The organism is Methylibium sp. (genome assembly GCF_013817365.1).
Classification (GTDB): domain Bacteria; phylum Pseudomonadota; class Gammaproteobacteria; order Burkholderiales; family Burkholderiaceae_C; genus Methylibium.
In genome coordinates this window covers 15,352-34,484 of the sequence record NZ_JACDCU010000006.1, presented here as the reverse complement: position 1 = coordinate 34,484, position 19,133 = coordinate 15,352, and the positions used below count along the sequence as shown (strand labels likewise).

General features: G+C 68.9%; 16 protein-coding genes. 8 read left to right on the top strand and 8 right to left on the bottom strand.

Features of this window, described 5'->3' with window-relative positions; translation table 11 throughout:
• Positions 1-227: 227 nt before the first annotated feature.
• The 4 genes from H0W38_RS01060 to H0W38_RS01045 form a co-directional block, all read right to left on the bottom strand.
• A complete protein-coding gene (locus tag H0W38_RS01060) occupies positions 228-869 on the bottom strand; it encodes a LemA family protein (RefSeq protein ID WP_292450664.1) in 642 nt (213 codons plus the stop codon).
• On the bottom strand, positions 866-1,615 hold the full coding sequence (gene queC, locus H0W38_RS01055; protein WP_292450663.1) for a 7-cyano-7-deazaguanine synthase QueC: 750 nt from the start codon (positions 1,613-1,615) through the stop codon (positions 866-868). The genes H0W38_RS01060 and queC overlap by 4 nt, the downstream gene beginning before the upstream one ends.
• Before the next feature lie 96 nt (positions 1,616-1,711).
• Positions 1,712-3,001, bottom strand: a complete 1,290-nt coding sequence (locus H0W38_RS01050; RefSeq protein ID WP_292450662.1) for a glutamate-5-semialdehyde dehydrogenase — start codon at positions 2,999-3,001, stop codon at positions 1,712-1,714.
• Positions 3,002-3,176: 175 nt separating this feature from the next.
• Positions 3,177-3,944 carry a GntR family transcriptional regulator gene (locus tag H0W38_RS01045; RefSeq protein ID WP_292450661.1) on the bottom strand — a complete coding sequence of 256 codons (768 nt, stop codon included), beginning with the start codon at positions 3,942-3,944 and terminating at the stop codon, positions 3,177-3,179.
• 120 nt (positions 3,945-4,064) lie between these two features.
• Between H0W38_RS01045 and H0W38_RS01040 the strand changes: the two genes are divergently transcribed.
• The 4 genes from H0W38_RS01040 (at position 4,065) to H0W38_RS01025 (ending at position 7,722) form a co-directional block, all read left to right on the top strand.
• The gene (locus tag H0W38_RS01040) at positions 4,065-4,346 is read left to right on the top strand and encodes a UxaA family hydrolase (RefSeq protein WP_292450660.1); all 282 of its coding nucleotides are present in this window, start codon (positions 4,065-4,067) and stop codon (positions 4,344-4,346) included.
• 145 nt (positions 4,347-4,491) lie between these two features.
• Entirely contained in the window at positions 4,492-5,667 is a 1,176-nt protein-coding gene (locus H0W38_RS01035; protein ID WP_292450659.1) for a UxaA family hydrolase, read from the top strand.
• 124 nt (positions 5,668-5,791) lie between these two features.
• Positions 5,792-6,718: a hydroxyacid dehydrogenase gene (locus H0W38_RS01030; protein ID WP_292450658.1), complete on the top strand. Its 927-nt coding sequence runs from the start codon at positions 5,792-5,794 to the stop codon at positions 6,716-6,718.
• Positions 6,718-7,722: an Ldh family oxidoreductase gene (locus tag H0W38_RS01025; RefSeq protein ID WP_292450657.1), complete on the top strand. Its 1,005-nt coding sequence runs from the start codon at positions 6,718-6,720 to the stop codon at positions 7,720-7,722. Before H0W38_RS01030 ends, H0W38_RS01025 begins: the two co-directional genes overlap by 1 nt.
• Positions 7,723-7,881: 159 nt before the next feature.
• On the opposite strand, the gene H0W38_RS01020 is transcribed toward H0W38_RS01025, so the two are convergent.
• Positions 7,882-10,497, bottom strand: coding sequence for a DNA topoisomerase III (locus H0W38_RS01020; protein WP_292450656.1), 2,616 nt, complete (start codon positions 10,495-10,497; stop codon positions 7,882-7,884).
• Positions 10,498-10,643: 146 nt separating this feature from the next.
• On the opposite strand from H0W38_RS01020, the gene H0W38_RS01015 reads away from it, so the two are divergent.
• Genes H0W38_RS01015 through H0W38_RS01005 form a run of 3 tightly spaced genes read left to right on the top strand, consistent with a single transcriptional unit; the run spans position 10,644 to position 12,770 of the window.
• Positions 10,644-11,198: an SET domain-containing protein-lysine N-methyltransferase gene (locus tag H0W38_RS01015; protein ID WP_292450655.1), complete on the top strand. Its 555-nt coding sequence runs from the start codon at positions 10,644-10,646 to the stop codon at positions 11,196-11,198.
• 7 nt (positions 11,199-11,205) lie between these two features.
• Positions 11,206-12,072: a biotin--[acetyl-CoA-carboxylase] ligase gene (locus H0W38_RS01010; RefSeq protein WP_292450654.1), complete on the top strand. Its 867-nt coding sequence runs from the start codon at positions 11,206-11,208 to the stop codon at positions 12,070-12,072.
• On the top strand, positions 12,066-12,770 hold the full coding sequence (locus H0W38_RS01005; protein ID WP_292450653.1) for a hypothetical protein: 705 nt from the start codon (positions 12,066-12,068) through the stop codon (positions 12,768-12,770). Before H0W38_RS01010 ends, H0W38_RS01005 begins: the two co-directional genes overlap by 7 nt.
• Before the next feature lie 45 nt (positions 12,771-12,815).
• Here H0W38_RS01005 and H0W38_RS01000 read toward each other — a convergent pair whose 3' ends face one another.
• The 3 genes from H0W38_RS01000 to tkt form a co-directional block, all read right to left on the bottom strand.
• Entirely contained in the window at positions 12,816-14,849 is a 2,034-nt protein-coding gene (locus H0W38_RS01000; protein WP_292450652.1) for a S8 family serine peptidase, read from the bottom strand.
• Positions 14,850-15,143: 294 nt separating this feature from the next.
• On the bottom strand, positions 15,144-16,160 hold the full coding sequence (gene gap / locus H0W38_RS00995; RefSeq protein WP_292450651.1) for a type I glyceraldehyde-3-phosphate dehydrogenase: 1,017 nt from the start codon (positions 16,158-16,160) through the stop codon (positions 15,144-15,146).
• A 15-nt stretch (positions 16,161-16,175) separates the two neighbouring features.
• Complete coding sequence (gene tkt, locus H0W38_RS00990; protein WP_292450650.1) at positions 16,176-18,251, bottom strand: transketolase; 2,076 nt, start codon at positions 18,249-18,251, stop codon at positions 16,176-16,178.
• A 170-nt stretch (positions 18,252-18,421) separates the two neighbouring features.
• Between tkt and murU the strand changes: the two genes are divergently transcribed.
• On the top strand, positions 18,422-19,123 hold the full coding sequence (murU, locus tag H0W38_RS00985; RefSeq protein WP_292450649.1) for an N-acetylmuramate alpha-1-phosphate uridylyltransferase MurU: 702 nt from the start codon (positions 18,422-18,424) through the stop codon (positions 19,121-19,123).
• Positions 19,124-19,133 lie beyond the last annotated feature (10 nt).

Sequence of the window (19,133 nt, the reverse complement as noted above, 5' to 3'; positions counted from 1 at the left end):
CAGTGTAGGTGCGGCAAGCGGTGAGGTGAGGTGAGGTGAGGTGAGGCGATCAGGCGACAGTCGATTGGGCGTTGGGCGTTGGGCGTTGGGCGTTGGGCGTTGAGCCGTCGGCCATCAAGGTTCTCGGGTGCCAGCGCGGCAGCGCAAGGATCGTCGGCGTCGGTCAGACAGCTCCCCGCCTCCCCGTTGCCCGAGCGCCACGCCTCGGGACGTTTCGACCGCTTGCGTCAGGCGTGCTCGCCGAAGGCCGAAGCGATCTGCGAATCGGGTCCGCGATCGGGCGAAGCGCTCGCGAGCGGCGCCGCAGCACGGAAACCGAACACGCTGGCAATCAGGCGCGTCGGCAGCTCGTGCGCGGCACCGTTGAACGCTTGCACCGCCTCGTTGAAGACGCGCCGCACGAAGGCGAGCTGGGCGTCGGCGTCCTGCAGGCCGAGCAGCAGCGCCCGCACCTGTTCGCCAAGCTCAGGCTCGCCTGCAACGGCCGGGCGCGCGGCGATCAGCACGCGCAGCGGGCGCAGTGCGCCTTCCAGCACTTGCTCCGCCAGGCCCAGACTCTGAATCGCGCCGGCGCTGCCGACCCGCACTTGCGCGTGATCGACGGCTGCTTGCGCCTGGCGAGCAGCCGCCGCCACCGTCTGCAGCGTCGCGCGGCCGATCTCGTCGCTCAGGTTTTCCATCGGATCGAGGCGGCCCAGCAGTTCCGTCAATTCGCAGGCCAGCGCGTGTCGGCGCCGCAACTGCGCCTCGAGCGGCGGCCACGCGCCCAGCACCGCGCTGCGCAGCCGCACCAGCCGGTTGTAGGCGCCGAGCACCCAGAACACCAACAGCGCCGCGCCGGCGATGAAAGCGATACGGGTCGGGGTCATGTCGACGCCTGGCTGCTGGATGCGTGACGGGCGCGGGCGCCCGTGGCGCGCCAGGCCTCGAAGCCCTCACGCCGCAGTTCGCAGGCGGGGCAACTGCCGCAGCCATAGCCCCAGTCATGGCGCCGTCGGCGCTCGCCGAGGTAGCAGGTGTGGGTGTGCTCGACGGTGATCCCGATCAGCGCCTCGCCGCCGAGCGCGTCGGCGAGCGCCCAGGTCTGCGCCTTGGTCTGCCACATCAACGGCGTCTCGATGGTCAGTGGGCAAGCCAGGCCGAGGCTGAGGGCGACCTGCATCGCCTTGATGGTGTTGTCGCGGCAATCGGGATAGCCCGAGTAGTCGGTTTCGCACATGCCGCCGACCAGCACGCCGAGATTGCGCCGGTAGGCCACCGCGGCGGCGAAGCTCAGGAACAGCAGGTTGCGGCCGGGCACGAAGGTGTTGGGCAGGCCGTTCGCCTGCATTTCGATGGCACGCGCGTCGGTAAGGGCGGTGTCGGAGATCTGGCCGAGCAGGCCGAGGTCGAGCAGGTGGTCATCGGCCAGGCGCGGCGCCCATTGCGGGAAGTCACGGGCCAGCGCTTCGCGAATGTGCGGCCGGCAATCGAGCTCGATGCGGTGGCGCTGGCCGTAATCGAACCCGATGGTTTCTACGCGTGCATAGCGCTGCAGCGCCCAAGCCAGGCAGGCCGTCGAATCTTGGCCGCCGGAAAACAGCACCAGGGCGCCGCGCGGGTCGTGCTCGCTCATGAAAGACGCCGCCCGCCGGGCGGGCACGAGGGCAGCGGTGGCGCCGATGAACCGGCGTGCCGGCGCCTCGGGGCTTCCTTCACCCTTCGGCCCTTGTCACGTGCGAACCTCTCCCTGGCCGAACACCACCCACTTCATCGACGTCAGCCCCTCCAGCCCGACCGGTCCGCGCGCATGGAACTTGTCGGTGCTGATGCCGATTTCGGCGCCCAGGCCGTACTCGAAACCGTCGGCGAAGCGGGTGCTGGCGTTGACCATCACGCTGGCCGAATCGACTTCGCGCAGGAAGCGCATCGCGTGCGGGTGGTTCGCGGTAAGGATGGCATCGGTGTGGTGAGAGCCGTAGCGATTGATGTGCGCAATGGCCTCGTCGAGCGAGGCGACCAGCTTGATGCTGATGACCGGCGCCAGGTATTCCTCGGCCCAGTCGGCCTCGCTCGCAGCCACCAGCTTGGCGCCTGGAACCGGGCCGAGCAGCGCCTGCGCTTGGGCATCGACGCGCATCTCCACGCCCTTGGCGGCAAACAGCGCGCCCAACCGCGGCACGAAGACCGGCGCGATGTCGCGGTGCACGAGCAGTGATTCGGCCGCATTGCAGGGGCTGTACTTCTGCGTCTTGGCGTTGTCGGTGACGCGCAGCGCGAGCTCCAGGTCGGCGCCGGCATCGACATAGACGTGGCAGTTGCCGTCCAGGTGCTTGATGACCGGCACGGTCGCCTCGGCGGTGATGCGCTCGATCAGGCCCTTGCCGCCGCGCGGGATGATCACGTCCACGTACTGCGGCATGGTGATCAACCGGCCGACCGCCGCGCGGTCGGTGGTCGGCACCCCTTGCACCGCCTCGGCCGGCAGGCCCGCCTCGATCAGGGCGCGCGTCACCAGTTGCATCAGCGCGGCATTGGAATGCACCGCCTCCGAGCCGCCACGCAGGATGGCCGCATTGCCGCTCTTGATCGCCAGCGACGCGGCATCGACGGTCACGTTCGGCCGGCTCTCGTAGACCATGCCGAACACACCCAGCGGCACGCGCATGTGGCCGACCGTGATGCCGCTCGGGCGGCGTCGCAGGTTGGTCATTTCGCCGATCGGATCGGGGAGTGCAGCGACCTGCTCGCAGCCTTCGGCCATCTGCGCGATCACCGGCTCCGAAAGGCGCAGGCGGTCGAGCAGAGGCGCGGCGAGCCTGGTCGCCTGCGCGGCCTCCAGATCGCGCGCGTTCTCGGTTGCCAGCATTGCGGCCTCGGCGCGGATCAGCCGCGCCAACGCCAGCAGCGCGGCGTTCTTCTGCGCGGTGGATGCTGCTGCCATCGCAGCCGAGGCGGCGCGCGCAGCGGCGCCGAGGCGGTCCATGATCGCGATCACAGCGGTCGGGTCGGTCGCATTCATGGCGCGATTGTCGCAAAGCATGTGCTCGCGCGGGTTGGCTCTTTCAGTGCCTGTGACCCACGCGGCAGATGCATCGCACGACTGCGTTTGCCGTGGTTCTCACTCGCAGCCGGGCATCCGGACCTGGCTTTGCCTACGTCCAACTCGGCTGCGGACTTGCTGCCCGGACACACGATCAAGTCGACCGCGACAGCAACTGCACGTACTCGTGGTGGACCGTGTCGATGGTCGAGATGCGGTACTCGACCGGCTTGTCGCCGAAGGTCAATGCCGTTCGGCGCACCTGCATCACCGGCACGCCGGGCGCGAGACCGAGGATGCGCGCGGTCGTGCGATCGGCGGCCATGGCGCGTCCGCGCTCCTGGGCCCGGGTCACGGAAATGCCGAACTCCGTCTGGTACAGGTGGTAGATCGTGCTCGTGCGTTCCCGAAAGCGCTTCTCGGTCAGCCCCTTGAACAGGAGCGCCGGCAGGATCAACCGGTCGTGGATGACGGCGCGCCCCTGCAGCAGCAGCCGGTTGTCGATCTGGATCGCCGGATCGCCGGCCCTCAGGCCGAGCGCCTGCGCCGCGTCCTCGTCGATGCGCACCCGCTCGAAGGACACCAGCTCCACCTGCGGCCCTTCGCGCAGGCCGTCGCTGCGCTCGACATGGAAGAACTGGAACAGGAACCGGTCGGCGTTGTGCAGCGCGACATAGGTGCCGCGCCCCTGTCGGCGCACGAGGATGTGTTCGGCGACCAGCTCATCGACCGCATGGCGAAGCGTGCCCACCGACACGCCGAAGGCGCGCGCCAGCTCAGTCTCGCTCGGCAGCGCGCCGCCGGCGGGGTAGCGGCCGTCTTCGATGGCGCGCAGCAGCGAGCGCTTGACCACGCGGTACAGCGGTGCGCCGGCCGCATCGGGGGCGATGGGCCCGAAAACGGAAGGGACGGCAGAAGGCATCCGCCATTCTCGCGCCTCGGCGCCATGTCCTACAAGTCATATAAATCACATGTTTGACAGTGCGGAGCCTGCGCCGCGAAACTGCCCCACTCGAAAACCTCAGTGAAACAGGAGACCTCGATGATTCACTTTGTATTGCATGACGCCAAGGACACGGTGGCCGTGGTCGTGGTGGAAGACGCGAAGGCCGGCATGACGCTCAGCGGCTGGATCATGGACGAAGACAAGTTCGTCGATGTGCACGCCAAACAGGACATTCCGATCGGCCACAAGGTGGCGCTCAAGGACATGAACCCGGGCGACACCGTTTGGAAGTACGGCATCGACATGGGCAAGGTCGTCGCCCCCATCAAGGCGGGCGAACACGCCCATGTGCACAACATCAAGACGAAGAGGTGGTGAGTTGATGTAGGGCGAAAGAGGGGCCCCGCGCAGCGGGGATCGCAGCCCGGAATCAACTCGCGGTCCGCAGGACCGCTTCCAAGCAGCAGCCCATCCTCGTCCCGCCTCGCACAGCACCGCTTCGCAACATCAGCAAGGAACCCTCATGTCCATCATCTCCCAAGACACCACATTCCTCGGCTACCGCCGCGAGAACGGCCGCGTCGGCATCCGCAACCACGTCATCATCCTGCCGCTGGACGACCTGTCCAACGCCTCGGCCGAGGCCGTGGCCCACAACATCAAGGGCGCGCTCGCCATTCCTCACCCCTACGGCCGCCTGCAGTTCGGCGCCGACCTCGACCTGCACTTCCGCACCCTGATCGGTGCCGGCTGCAACCCGAACGTGGCGGCCGTCGTCGTCATCGGCATCGAAGACAGCTGGACCAAGAAGGTGGTTGACGGCATCGCCACCACCGGCAAGCCGGTCGTCGGCTTCGGCATTGAAGGCCACGGCGACCACGACACCATCCTGCGCGCCAGCAAGGTGGCACGCGAGTTCGTGCAGATCGCCAGCGAGAAGCAGCGCGAGGTCTGCCCCATCAGCGAGCTGTGGGTCTCCACCAAGTGCGGTGAGAGCGACACCACCTCCGGCTGCGGCTCCAACCCGACGGTGGGCAACGCCTTCGACAAGCTCTACGAAACCGGCAACACGCTGGTGTTCGGCGAAACCTCCGAGATCACCGGCGGCGAGCGCATCGTGGCCGAGCGCTGCCGCACGCCCGAGGTGAAAGAGCGCTTCATGTTCATGTTCAACCGCTACCAGGACATGATCAACCGCCACAAAACCAGCGACCTGTCGGATTCGCAGCCGACCAAGGGCAACATCGCCGGCGGCCTGACGACGATCGAGGAAAAGGCCCTCGGCAACATCCAGAAGATCGGCAAGAAGTGCATGGTCGACGGCGTGCTCGACAAGGCCGAAGCGCCCACCGGCCCGGGACTGTGGTTCATGGATTCGTCCAGCGCCGCCGCCGAGATGGTCACGCTGTGCGCGGCTTCGGGCTACGCGGTGCACTTCTTCCCCACCGGCCAGGGCAATGTGATCGGCAACCCGATCCTGCCGGTCATCAAGATCTGCGCGAATCCGCGCACGGTGCGGCTGATGAGCGAGCACGTCGACGTGGACACCTCGGGGCTCCTGCAGCGCGAGCTCACGCTCGACCAAGCCGGCGACAAGCTGCTCGAAAGCATGCTGCGCACCGCCAACGGCCGGCTCACCGCCGCCGAGGCGCTGGGGCATCGCGAGTTCGTGCTGACGCGTTTGTACGAGTCGGCCTGAGCGTTCGGCAGCGGCTGGGCCGCTGCTGAACCTCGACCGCGGCAAATGGGCCAACGGCGCGCCTGGATGCGCGCCCGCCCGTGAGCCAACGACGCGCTGAACAGCGCGCTCCAGCGAGGACTGCATGAAAAGAATCGTCATTACCGAATTCATGGACGAGGCCGCGGTCGCGCAGTTGCGCGAGCGGCACGACGTGCTCTACGACCCGAAGCTGGTGGACGACGGCGCGTGCCTGCACACCGAGGCCGGCAAGGCGGACGCGATCATCGTTCGCAACCGCACGCAGGTGCGCGGCGAACTGCTGGCGGCGTTGACGCGCTGCACGGTGGTCGGCCGCCTCGGCGTGGGCCTGGACAACATCGACGTGGCTGCCTGTGAAGCCCGCCGCATCCAGGTCATTCCGGCCACCGGCGCCAACGCCTCGAGCGTGGCCGAGTACGTGATCGGCAGCGCGATGCTGCTCTTGCGCGGGGCCTACCAATCGACCCCGGCCGTGGCGGCGGGCCAGTGGCCACGAGGCGCACTGTCGAACGGCCGCGAGCTCGCAGGCAAGACACTCGGCCTGATCGGCTTCGGCTCGATCGGCCGCCTGACAGCCCGCCTGGCCGGCGCGCTCGGCATGCAGGTCATCGCCTTCGACGCCATGCTCGATCTCGACGACCCGGCCTTCGCCGCGGCCGGCGTGCAAAGCGTCGGCCTGGGTGAACTGGTGGCGCGGGCGGACGTGGTGAGCCTGCATGTGCCGCTGGTCGATGCCACTCGCAATCTCTTCGATGCCGCGCGCATCCATGCGATGAAGCCGGGCGCGGTGCTCGTCAACACGGCGCGCGGCGGCATCGTCGATGAGGGCGCCGTGGCGCAGGCGCTGCGCGCAGGGCACCTGGGCGGCGCGGCGCTCGATGTCTTCAACGCGGAGCCGCTGGCCGCGTCGCCCCACTTCGAGGGCTGCCCGAACCTGCTGCTCACGCCGCACATCGCCGGCGTGACCACCGAGTCGAACGAACGCGTCAGCAGCCTGATCGCGCAAAAGGTGCTGGAGGCCTTGCACTGATGGCCACCTTGAGCCTGCAACAGGCGCGCGACGCGGTCAGCCAGGCGCTGCGGCGCGCCGGGGCCAACGAGACGATGGCGGCGGCGACGGCGCGCGCCCTGGTGCTGGCCGAGGCGCAGGGGCTCGGCTCGCACGGCCTGTCGCGCGTCGGTCAATACGCCACGCACCTCCGCAACGCTCGGGTGAACGGCGAGGCGCTTCCGAGCCTGCGCCATGCGAAGGGCGGCGCCGCGCTGATCGATGCGCACGAGGGCCTGGCCTTCGCCGCCTGCGAGATGGCGGTCGCCGAGGCGATCGGCCGCGCGCGCGAGTTCGGCATCAGCATCGCCGGCGTGACCAACAGCCACCACTGCGGCGTCGTCGTCGATCACCTGCGCGCGGTCGCGGACGCCGGCATGGTCGGCCTGGGCTTCGCCAATTCGCCAGCCGCCATGCCGGCCGCCGGCGGCAAGCACCCGATCTTCGGCACCAACCCCGTAGCCGCAGTGTTCGCGCGCCGCGGCAAGGACGCGCTGATGATCGACCTGAGCCTGTCGGAAGTGGCGCGCGGCAAGCTGATGGTCGCCGCCAAGAAGGGCGAGCCCATCCCGCCCGGCTGGGCGCTCGACAAGGACGGCCAGCCGACGACCGACCCGAAGGCCGGCCTTGAAGGCTCGATGCTGCCGATCGGCGCGGCAAGCAGCCCCAAGGGCGCGATGCTCGCGCTGGTGGTCGAGCTGCTCGTCACCGCGCTGATCGGTGCGCAGTTCGGCTTCGAGGCGTCGAGCTTCTTCGTCGACGAAGGCAACCAGCCGCGCATCGGCCAGGCCTTCCTCGTCATCGATCCCGGCGCGCTGGCCGGCTCGGCGAGCTACCTCGACCGCATCGAGGTGCTGGTGGCCGAGATGCTGCGCGACGAGGGCGTGCGGTTGCCGGGCGCGCGGCGCGAGCAGTTGCGCCGGCGTGCCGAGGAGCAGGGGCTGACGGTGCCCGATGCGCTGCTCGCGCAGTGGACCGCTTCATGAGGTATTGACCGCCGGCCGGCGCGGGCCATTGGCGCCGGCGGGTGGGCAGTTGGCATAGCGGCGCCGGGCAATGGTCTGCTTTGAGCCGCACCGACTCCTCGACGAAGGCCGACAGCGACTCTCCGTCGCGCCGGGCCGTGCAAGCGGCTGGCGGGCCCCTCACGCGTTCTTCGCAGCCGCCTTCTTCGCCGGCACCTTCGCCGCGCGCGGCTCGAACTCGAAGCCGACCTTGCCTTCCTTGGCATCCCATGCGAGGCGGGCCTTGAACTTGCGGCGCGTCTTGTTGGAGACGAAGTTCTCCAACAGCTCGGTCTTGCCCTCCTTCAGCAGCCGCGTCATCTGCTCGCGAGGCACCGGCTGCTGCAGGATGATCTTGCCGCTCTTGAAGTCGCAAGTGACGTGCGCGCCGACGCTGTGCTCGCACACGTAGCTCGTGCCGTGCTCGAAGACGCTGCCCTTGCACTTGGGGCAGGCGCCCAGGCTCTCCTGCGCTGAAAAGTCGACCGGCTCGCCCGACTCGCCGTCCTTCTTGGCGTCTTCGCCGAAATCGAACTCGAGTTTCCAGTTCTGCGTCTCGTCGTCATAGGCAAGCCGCAGTTCGGCGGTGAAGGGCCAGCCGGCCTTGGAGCGAAAGCCCTCCAAGGGCCCGATCTTCTTGTGGGCGATGAAGTCTTCCACCTCCTGCAACTCGAAACTGCGACTTCCCGGGATCTTGCTGATCGAGAAGCCGCAGCCCTCTTCGCTGGCCGCGCCCTTGCCGGCACAGGTGAAGCGCCGGTAGTTCTCCTTGACGACACCGCCGCATTTCGGACAGGGCGTCTTCAAGGTCGCGTAGTCGCCCGGGATGGTGTCGCGGTCGTACTCCTTGGCCTTGGCGACGATGCGCTCCGTCATCGCGGCGATCTCGCCCATGAAGGCGTTGCGGCTGAGCCGGCCCTTTTCCATCTCGGCGAGCTGGAACTCCCAGTTGCCGGTGAGTTCGGGCTTGGTGAGCTCCTCGACCTGCAGCCCGCGCAGCAAGGTCATGAGCTGGAAGGCCTTGGCGCTGGGGATCAACTCGCGGCCCTCGCGGATCATGTACTTCTCGTAGATCAGGCCCTCGATGGTCTGCGCGCGGGTGGCCGGCGTGCCCAGGCCTTTTTCCTGCATGGCATCGCGGAACTCCTCGTCCTCGATCAGCTTGCCGGCGCCTTCCATGGCCGAGAGCAGGGTCGCCTCGGTGTAGCGCGGCGGCGGCTTGGTCTTGTGGGCGTTGGCGTCGGCGCTCTCGGTGTGCGCCACCTCGCCCTTCTCCACCGGCACCAGGTTGGCGTCGGCGTCCTCGACCTCGCGGCCGTAGATCGCCAGCCAGCCCGGCTTGACCATCACCTTGCCGTTGGTCTGGAACCTGTGCTCCTTGCCGGCCGCGCTCACGGTGGAGATGCGCGTCGTGACCATGAATTGCGCCAGCGGAAAGAACACCGCCAGGAAGCGCTTGACCACCATGTCGTAGAGCTTGGCCTCGATCTCGGTGAGGCTCTTGGGCGCCTGAAGCGTCGGGATGATGGCGAAGTGGTCCGAGACCTTGGCGTTGTCGAAGATGCGCTTGTTGGGCTTGACGTAGCCCTCCTTCACGGCCTTCTTCGCATGCGCCGCCAGCGGGCGCAGCGGGCCGGGCAGGTCTTCCTTGGCCAGCATCTCCATCGTGTTGCGGACCACCGCCACGTAATCCTCCGGCAGGAACTTGCTGTCGGTCCGCGGGTAGGTCAGCACCTTGTGCTTCTCGTAGAGCGCCTGCGCGAGCGAGAGCGTGGTCTTGGCCGAGAAGCCGAAGCGGGAGTTGGCTTCTCGCTGCAGGCTGGTCAGGTCGAAGAGCTGCGGCGCGCCCTGGCTGCTCGGCTTGGCCTCTTCGCTCACCTGCGCCGGCTGGCCGCGCACCGCCTGCGCGATGGCCTGCGCGTCGGCCTCGTTCCACAGGCGGTCGGCGCGGCGCTCCGGATCGGGCAGAGCGCCGATCGAGCCGGCGCTCGCTTCGTTCTTCTTCCACGCCGGGTCGAACCACTTGCCTTCGTACAGGCCCGCCTTAGCCTGGAAGCTCGCGCGTATCTCCCAGTAGTCGCGCGCCACGTGCTTCCTGATCTTCTCCTCCCGCTCGACCACGATGGACAGCGTGGGCGTCTGCACCCGGCCCACGGTGGTGAGGAAGAAGCCGCCGTCGCGCGAGTTGAAGGCCGTCATGGCGCGCGTGCCGTTGATGCCGACCAGCCAGTCGGCCTCGCTGCGGCTGCGCGCCGCGTCGGCCAGGCCGAGCATCTGCTCGTCGCCGCGCAGCTGCTCGAAGCCGTCGCGAATGGCCTGCGGCGTCATGCTCTGCAACCACAGGCGGCGCACCGGCTTGTCGATCTTCTTCTTTTCGGTGCCGGCGTACTGCACGATCAGCCGGAAGATCAGCTCGCCCTCGCGCCCCGCGTCGCAGGCGTTGATGAGCTCGGTGACGTCCTTCCTCTTGACCTGCTTGACCACGGCATTGAGCCGGCTCTTGGCCTTGTCGATCGGCGCCAGATCGAAATGCGGCGGAATCACCGGCAGGTGGTTGAAGCTCCACTTGCCGCGCTTGACGTCGTATTCCTCCGGTGCCTTGATCTCCACGAGGTGGCCCACGGCGGACGTGACCACGTAGTGCTCGTTCTCGAAATGCTCGTCGTGCTTGTCGAACTTGCCGCTCGTCGGCGTCAGTGCGCGCACGATGTCCTGCGCGACCGACGGTTTCTCGGCGATGACCAGTGCTTTGCTCATGTGGTGCGTTTGAAGTCCTGTTTCGTTTCGTCCCGATCGGCGGGCGGCCGCAGCGGCGATGCCGCGTTGGCGTCCCTACAATCCGGCTCTCGCGCGCACGCGCTCACGTGCGCGCACCCATGATTTCAATGTATCCAAACCCGTTCATGACGCAAACCGCGCGCCGCAAGACCCCGCCCCAACGCAGCGCCGAGGCCCCGGCCGAAGGGCGCAATGGCCGCCCCGTCAACGGCGCCGATCATCCTCGAAGCGCCGGCGGGCGGCGCATTCAGGTGCGCCGCTCCGGCGTGCACGGCAAGGGCATGTTCGCATTGCAGCCGCTCGCCAAAGGCGAACTCCTGATCGAATACACCGGCGAGGTGATCGCCTGGCCCGAAGCGCTGCGCCGCCATCCGCACGACCCGAGCGATCCGCACCACACCTTCTACTTCAGCATCGACGAAGACCACGTCATCGACGCCAAGTACGGCGGCAACGCCTCGCGCTGGATCAACCATTCCTGCGCTCCCAACCTGGAGGCGGATGAAGAGGACGGCCGCGTGTTCATCAAGACGCTGCGCGCCGTCAAGCCCGGCCAGGAGCTGTTCTACGACTACGGGCTGATCATCGACGAGCGCTACAGCGCGAAGCTGAAGAAGCAGTACGAATGCCGCTGCGGCGCCAAGCGTTGCCGCGGCACCATGCTCGCACCCAAACGCTGAAACTCGCGTGCAAGCCGGTCGCTTCTCGCTCGACACGCCGGTCACGCCCGGCGTGATCGCAGCGAGCGCGTCGACCGGCTGGGCGATACCGTCGCTGCGTGCCCGGCTCGAGCCGCTGCGGCCCGGCCTCACTGTGGAACTGCTGGCCGAGACCGACTCCACCAACACCCGGCTGCTCGAGCGCGCCCGCGCCGGCGACACGAGCGCCTGCCTGCTGGCTTGCGAGCGGCAGACGGCCGGTCGCGGCCGCCTCGGCAGGCCCTGGTTCAGCGACGCGCCGTCGCCCGACAGCGGCCCGCAGCAACTCTGCTTTTCGCTCGGCTTGCGCCTCGCGCCCGCCGACTGGTCGGGCCTCTCGCTGGCCATGGGCGTGGCGTTGGCCGAGACGCTGCACGCCCGCGTGCGCCTCAAATGGCCCAACGACCTGTGGCTGGTCGATGAGCCGGGTGAGGGACGCAAGCTGGGCGGCGTGCTGATTGAAACACTGCCGCTGGCCGCGGGCGACGGGCCGGGCCGCCATGCCGTGATCGGCGTCGGCATCAACCTTGCACCGCCGGCTGCGCGGCCGGGCCTTGATCAGCTCGCCGCGGGCTGGCGAGAGATCGAGCCGCAAGCGCGTGCGCCCGAACTGCTTGCGCGACTGGCTGAACCGCTGCTCGGCGCACTCGCCGTCTTCGAGACGCAAGGCTTCGCCGCTTTCGCAGCGCGTTTTGAGGCGCGCGACGCGCTGGCCGGCCGGGCCGTGACGACCACTGACCCCGAGGCGCCCATCGGCCTTGCCGATGGCGTCGATGCCACCGGCGCGCTCAGGCTGCTGACCGACAGCGGCCTGCGCCTCGTGCACAGCGGCGAAGTGAGCGTGCGCCCATGCTGAGAGCGCTGGTGCTCGTGCTGCTGCTCGCCAACGCGGGCTTTTGGGTCTGGCGCCAGGGCTGGCTGGCGCCGCTGCACGGCGCGATCGGCGCGCATCCCGAGGGCGAGCGCGAGCCGGGACGGATGGCGCGTCAGGTGCGCCCCGAGCGGGTCGAGATCCTCACGCCCGAGGCTGCCTCCGCAGCGCAGCGCCTTGCCAGGGCGGCGGCCGCGCCTGCGGCCACGGTGTGCCTGGAAGCCGGGCCCTACACCGCCACTGAGCTAGCCGCCGTGCAGCCGGCCCTGCAGGCCGCCTGGCCGGGCGGTACCTGGGCCGTGCGCGAGATACCAGCGGCAGGCGGCGGCTGGTGGGTGGTCGTGGGGCCGTTCTTCGACGCCGAGCAACTGCAGACCCGGCGCGACGAACTGCGCCGCCGCGGCGTCATGCCGGAGCAGGCGAGCACGCCGGGCGCCGCACCGATGCTGATCCTGAGCCGGCACGACAACCGCGAAGCCGCCGAACTGGAACTCACGGCGCTGGAAGCACGCGACGTGCAAACTGCTCGCGTGATCGAAGGCTCCCCACGGGTGACCCGCGCCTTGCGCGTGGCTCAGGCCGACGCGCCAACGCAGGCGCTGCTCACCGGGCTGGCCGCCGAGCGGCTGCGCGGCAAGCCTTTCGTGCCCTGCCGGAACCCGAACGCGCTGTCTGAGCGCTGAGCGCCCGCGCCGACGCAGTGAGCGTCAGTGCGATGCTGATCAAGATCAGCGCAAGGCGCGCCGGCCGCTTTGCCGAGCCGGCTTGCTGCGGCCCTGCACGGCGCGACGCACCGCGGGGAGCGCCGCGAGCAAGGCCAGCAGGTAGCCGACGCCCATGACGCCTCCACCGCCGCCGCCACCGCGGTCGCGCGACGGGCCCTGGACGGTGACGCGCACGGTCTGCTCCGCAAAATCGCCCTCGTTGTCCTCGACCCGCACCCGCACCGTGAAGTCGCCGCCGGCGCTCGGGGTCAGCTGCACGGTGGGCGCGTTGGCCGGCGTATCGAAGCCATCGACGATCCCGCCGTCCTCGACCAGCGTCCACTGCACGCCGGCGATGCTGCGCCCGTCGGGCAGCAGCGAGTCGCTCGTGCCGAGGGTCAGTGGCTCGCCGGCCTGCGGGTCGCCGTCGCCGACCAGCGAGATGCGGGCCACGATGCCGAGCGCGGCCTGCACAGCGGCTCGGGCGTCGAGCATGCCGGCGCCGCAGGTCTCGGTGGTGCAGTAGCACTCGAGCTGGTCGATCGAATCGCCGCGGTTGTCGAAGCGCGGCGCGGTGCACTGCGGCGTGCCGGACACGGCGCCAGTCGTCGGAAAGGTCCGCGCGGTGGCTTGCAGCCGCGCGCGTAACTCGTCCGGCGTGAGGCCAGGCTGCACCGCGAGCATCAGCGCCGCCGCGCCTGAAACCAGTGGCGCGGAGAAGCTCGTGCCCACCGTGATGTCGGTGCTGCCGTTGGTGTAGACCGAACTCGCCGGGGCCGGCGTCGTGATGCCGGCGTTCGTCGTGGTGATCAGCGGGTACAGGCAGGGCTCGTTGGGCTGGGTGTTCATGCAGTTGCCACCCGGCGCGCTGATCGCGACCTCGGGTCCGAGATCGGAAAAACCGACCTTGGTGCCGATGTGGCGCAAACCGCCGACGCCGATCACGCCTTCGCAGTTGGCGGGCGCACTGACCACATGCCCGGCGGTGTTGCCGGCAGAGGCGATGACCGTGACGCCGAGGGCCGTGAGATCGGCCACCGCATCGGCGTAAGCCGCGCGGCACGCCCCCGCGCCGCCGAGGCTGAGGTTGACGATCTTCGCGCGGTTGGCGGCCGGGTTGTCCGGCACGCCCTCCACCGCCATGCCCGCAGCCCAGCGCATCGCCACGACGATGTCGGACTCGAAGCCGCCGCACTTGCCGAGCACGCGCACAGGCAAGACCCGCACGTCCCAGCCGGCGCCGGCAATGCCCTCGCCGTTGTCGGTGAGCGCACCCACCATGCCGGCGACTTTGGTGCCGTGCCAGGAGCTCTCGGCGTCAAGCAGTTGCCCGGCTTCGTTGCGCGGCAAGCAGTCCTCGGTGAGGTCGTCCTTGCTGCTTCGCTGCACTTCCTCGACCGTGACCCAGTCGCCCGGGTCGCTGGCATCGGCGTCGCGGCCGTCGCCGTCGGCGGCGGTCAGGGTGTCGCGGATGAAGTCGTAGCCGGGCAGCAGCTTGGTGCCGAGGTCGAGGTGGTCGAAGCGCACGCCCGTGTCGAGCACGGCGACGACCACGCTGCGGCTTCCCTGAACCACCGCAGGCGTCCAGGCCGACTCCGCATTGATCGCCGAGCGGAAAAGGCTGTCCGGCGAACGCAGATACCACTGCCCCACCTCCGGATCACCGCCCGCGCGAAAGCCGTACAGCGTGTCGTTCGGCACCACATTCCGCCGCATGCGCCGGTCGGGCACGGCGTAGGCCACCTCCGGATCTGCGGCGAGCTGACGCGCGAGGCTGGCCGAGTCGATGCCCGAGGCCGTCAGCAGGCGCACTTCGCCGCCCAACGGGCGCTGGGCCTGCGGCTGCGCGCCGTGGCGCACGGCGGCGCGGTTCAGGCGCTCGGCGAGCGGCACGACGCGGGCAGCCCCCGGCGCCTCGGTCGGCGGCTTGAGCTTGACGATCACGCGAGCCCGCGCTTCGGCATCGGCGGCTCTGGCCGAGTTCGGCAGCAGGGTGCCCGCAACGGCGAGCATGGCCGTCAACGAAAGCAAGGCACAAAAACGAGGCAGACGTTGCATGGCGTTTCGCGGCGGGCGGTGAGGCGGGCCAGTGTAGGAGGCGCGCCGACTTTAGCCAGTGAGTCGGCGTCGGCGTCGCGCAGGGGTTTGCCGACACCCATCGTGAACCCGCACACCGCGCAAAAGCCGATGGCGCGTTGCAGCTTCGGCACCGAACCGCAGATCGCCCGCGTGAATGATCCTCAACGGCGCGTCGATCTCGCGAGGGGTGAGCGCCTGTTGCCATCGCCGGGGCAAGGGCAGAGCACTTTGGTCCTCGGGGAGGCCGCCGCTGCGGCCTCCCCTATCAGCCCCTTACTTGGCCGCCATCAGCGCGACCGTCGTGTCCAGCATGCGGTTCGAGAACGCCCACTCGTTGTCGTACCAGCTCAGCACCTTGACCAGCTTGCCGTCGGCCGACACGCGCGTCTGCGTCGCGTCGAACACGCTGGAGCGCGCGTCGTGGTTGAAGTCGACGCTGACCAGCGGCAAGGTATTGACGCCCAGGATGCCTTTCAGCTCGCCCTCGCTGGCGGCCTGCAGCACCTTGTTCACCTCGTCGACGGTGGTCGCTCGCTTGGGCGTGAAGCTCAGGTCCACCACCGACACGTTGAGGGTCGGCACGCGGATCGCGAAGCCGTCGAGCTTGCCGTTCAACTCCGGCATCACCAGCCCGACCGCGGCGGCAGCACCCGTCTTGGTCGGGATCATGCTCATCGTGGCGCTGCGCGCGCGGCGCAGATCCTCGTGGTAGACGTCGGTGAGCACCTGGTCGTTGGTGTAGGAGTGGATCGTCGTCATCAGGCCGGTCTCGACGCCGATGGCGTCGTGCAGCGCCTTGACGAGTGGCGCCAGGCAGTTGGTGGTGCACGAGGCGTTGGAGATCACCGTGTCGCTGGCCTTGAGCACCTTGTGATTGACGCCGAAGACGATGGTCGCATCGACGTCCTTGCCGCCCGGTGCCGAGATGATCACCTTCTTCGCCCCGCCCTTCAGGTGCGCCGAGGCCTTCTCCTTGGTGGTGAAGAAGCCCGTGCACTCCATCACCACGTCCACGCCCATCTCGCCCCAGGGCAACTCGGCCGGGTTGCGCGTGGCCAGCACCTTGATCTTGTCGCCGTTGACGACCATGTGCTCGCCCTCGACCGTCACCGTGCCCGGGAAGCGGCCGTGCGCGGTGTCGTACTGCGTCAGGTGAGCGTTCGTGTTCGGGTCGCCCAGGTCGTTGATGGCGACGATCTGGATGTCGTGCTTCTTGCCGCCCTCGTAGTGGGCGCGCAGCACGTTGCGGCCGATGCGGCCATAGCCATTGATGGCGACTTTGATGGTCATCGTGGACTCCTTCGTTCAGTGTTTGGACAAGACCTTGCGCACCGTGGCCGCGACGTTCTCCGCCGTGAAGCCGAAGTGCTTGAACAGCACGTTTGCAGGCGCGGATTCGCCGTAGGTGTCGAGCCCGACCACCGCGGCGCAGCCGTATTTCCACCAGCCGTCGGTGACCCCTGCCTCGACCGCCACACGCGGCAGGCCCTCGGGCAGCACGCTGCGCTTGTAGGCGGCGTCCTGGCGGTCGAAGGTGGTCGTCGAGGGCACCGAGACGACGCGCACCGCGATGCCGGCCACCGCGAGCTGCTGCTGCGCGTGCAACGCGAGCTGCACCTCGGAGCCGCTGGCCAGGATGACCGCCTGCGCCTTCTTCTTCAGGCCGACCTCGCCGGGCTCGGCCAGCACGTAGGCGCCACGGGCGATCTCGTCGAGCTGGTCCTTCGGGCAGTACGGCAGGTTCTGGCGCGACAGCAGCAGGGCCGTCGGCCGATCGGCATTGAGCAGCGCGCGGGTCCAGGCGACCGCGGTTTCGGCCGTGTCGGCCGGGCGCCAGACGTCGAGGTTGGGGATCAGGCGCAGGCTGGCCGCATGCTCGACGCTCTGGTGCGTGGGCCCGTCCTCGCCCAGGCCGATGCTGTCGTGCGTGAACACGTGGATCACACGCTGCTTCATTAGCGCGGCCATGCGGATGGCGTTGCGCGAATAGTCGCTGAAGGTCAGGAAGGTGCCGCCGTAGGGAATGAAGCCGCCGTGCAGCGCCAAACCGTTCATCACCGCGGCCATGCCGAATTCGCGCACGCCGTAGTTGATGTGGCGCCCGGGCCGGCCGTTCTCGCCCAGCACGGGTTCGCCGCCTTCGCCCATGCGCAGCGGTGGGGTGCTCTTGGTGTTGGTGAGGTTCGAGCCGGTCAGGTCGGCCGAGCCGCCGATCAGCTCGGGCAGCGCGGCCGTGAAGGCCTCGAGCGCCATCTGGCTGGCCTTGCGGGTGGCGACCGTTTCAGCCTTCGTATGCGCGGCAATCGCGGCATCGACGGCGGTCTGCGCGAAGTTGGCCGGCAGCTCGCCCAGCATGCGGCGCTCGAACTCGGCCGCGATCTCGGGATGCGCCGCGCGGTAGACCGCGAAGCCCGCCTCCCACTTCGCCTGCGCCTCGGCCCCGCTGGCCCGCGCATCCCAGGCGTCATAGGCTTCCTGCGGAACGTGGAAGGGCTCGTGCGTCCAGGCCAGCGCCGTGCGCGTGAGCACGATCTCGTCCGCGCCGAGCGGCTCGCCGTGCGCCTTGGCGGTGCCGGCGCGGTTGGGCGAGCCCTTGCCGATGGCGGTCTTGCAGACGATGAAGCTGGGCTTGTCGGTGCAGTCCTTTGCCTTGGCGATCGCGGCATCGACCGCATCGGTGTCGTGGCCGTCGATCGGGCCGATGACGTTCCACCCGTAGGCCGCGAAGCGTTTGGCGCTGTCGTCGATGAACCAGGGCGCGACCTGACCGTCGATGGAAATGCCGTTGTCGTCGTACAGCGCGATCAGCTTGTTCAGCTTCCAGGCGCCGGCCAGCGCGCAGGCCTCGTGGCTGATGCCTTCCATCAGGCAGCCATCGCCGAGAAAAACGTAGGTGTGGTGATCGACCACCGCGTGCGCCGGGCGGTTGAACTCGGCCGCGAGCAGCTTCTCGGCGAGCGCCATGCCGACCGCGTTGGCCAAGCCCTGGCCGAGCGGGCCGGTGGTGGTTTCGATGCCGGGCGTGACGCCGACCTCGGGATGGCCGGGCGTCTTGCTGTGCAGTTGTCGAAAGTTGCGCAGCTCGTCGGTTGGCAGCGCATAGCCGCTCAGGTGCAGCAGCGCATAAATCAGCATCGAGCCGTGGCCGTTGGAAAGCACGAAGCGGTCGCGATTCGCCCAGCGCGTATCGGCCGGGTTGTGGCGCAGGTGGCGGCCCCACAGGGCCACCGCCATGTCGGCCATGCCCATCGGCGCGCCGGGGTGGCCGGAATTGGCCTGCTGCACGGCGTCCATCGCCAGCGCGCGGATCGCGCTGGCCATCAGGACGGGCTCGGGGGTGGTGACTGGGTCGAGCTTTGATCGGATGTCGGGGGCGGCCATGGGCGAGGGGGGCGATTGCGGCGAAACGCGGGCTGCTGAACGAAGAACCGGCGATTTTACGAGGCGCCTTCATGAGCTCGCTGACCGGGGCGGATTGAGCCGCCCCGGGGGCTTCGACAGCAGCTGCTGCCGCCGCCGCCCGGCGCACCACTGCCCTAGACTGCGGCGCCATGAAAGCGCTCATCCTTGCAGCCGGCCGCGGTGAGCGCATGCGCCCGCTGACCGACCACACCCCGAAGCCCTTGCTGCCGGTGCGCGGCAAGCCGCTCATCGTCTGGCATCTCGAAGCGCTTGCAGCCAGCGGGGTGCGCGAGGTCGTCATCAACACCGCCTGGCTCGAGGAGCAGTTCCCCGCCCTGCTGGGCGACGGCTCGTGCTTCGGCCTGGTGATTCGCTATTCGATGGAAGGCCGCGATCACGGCGGTGCGCTCGAAACCGCGGGCGGCATCGCCACTGCGTTGCCACTGTTGCAAAGCGACACGTTCTGGGTCGTGGGCGGTGACGTGTTCATTCCCGGTTTTCGCTTCGACGCGCAACACGTGACCGACTTCACGGCCCGCGGCGATCTGGCCCACCTCTGGCTCGTGCCCAACCCGCCGCAGCACCCGCGCGGCGACTTCGGCCTGAGCCCCGAGGGCCGTGTGTTGGCCGCTGACGACACGCAACAGCAGACCCGTTACACGTACTCGACCGTGGGCTTGTTCCAATCGGCGCTGGTGGCGGGTGTTGCGCCCGGCCGCAAGGCCGCGCTGAAGCCATGCTTCGACGCAGCGATTGCGCAGGGGCGCATCAGTGGCAGCCTGTACACCGGCCCCTGGGCCGATGTCGGCACACCGGAGCGCTGGCAGGCCCTGCAGAACGACGAGACATGAACGGAGGAGC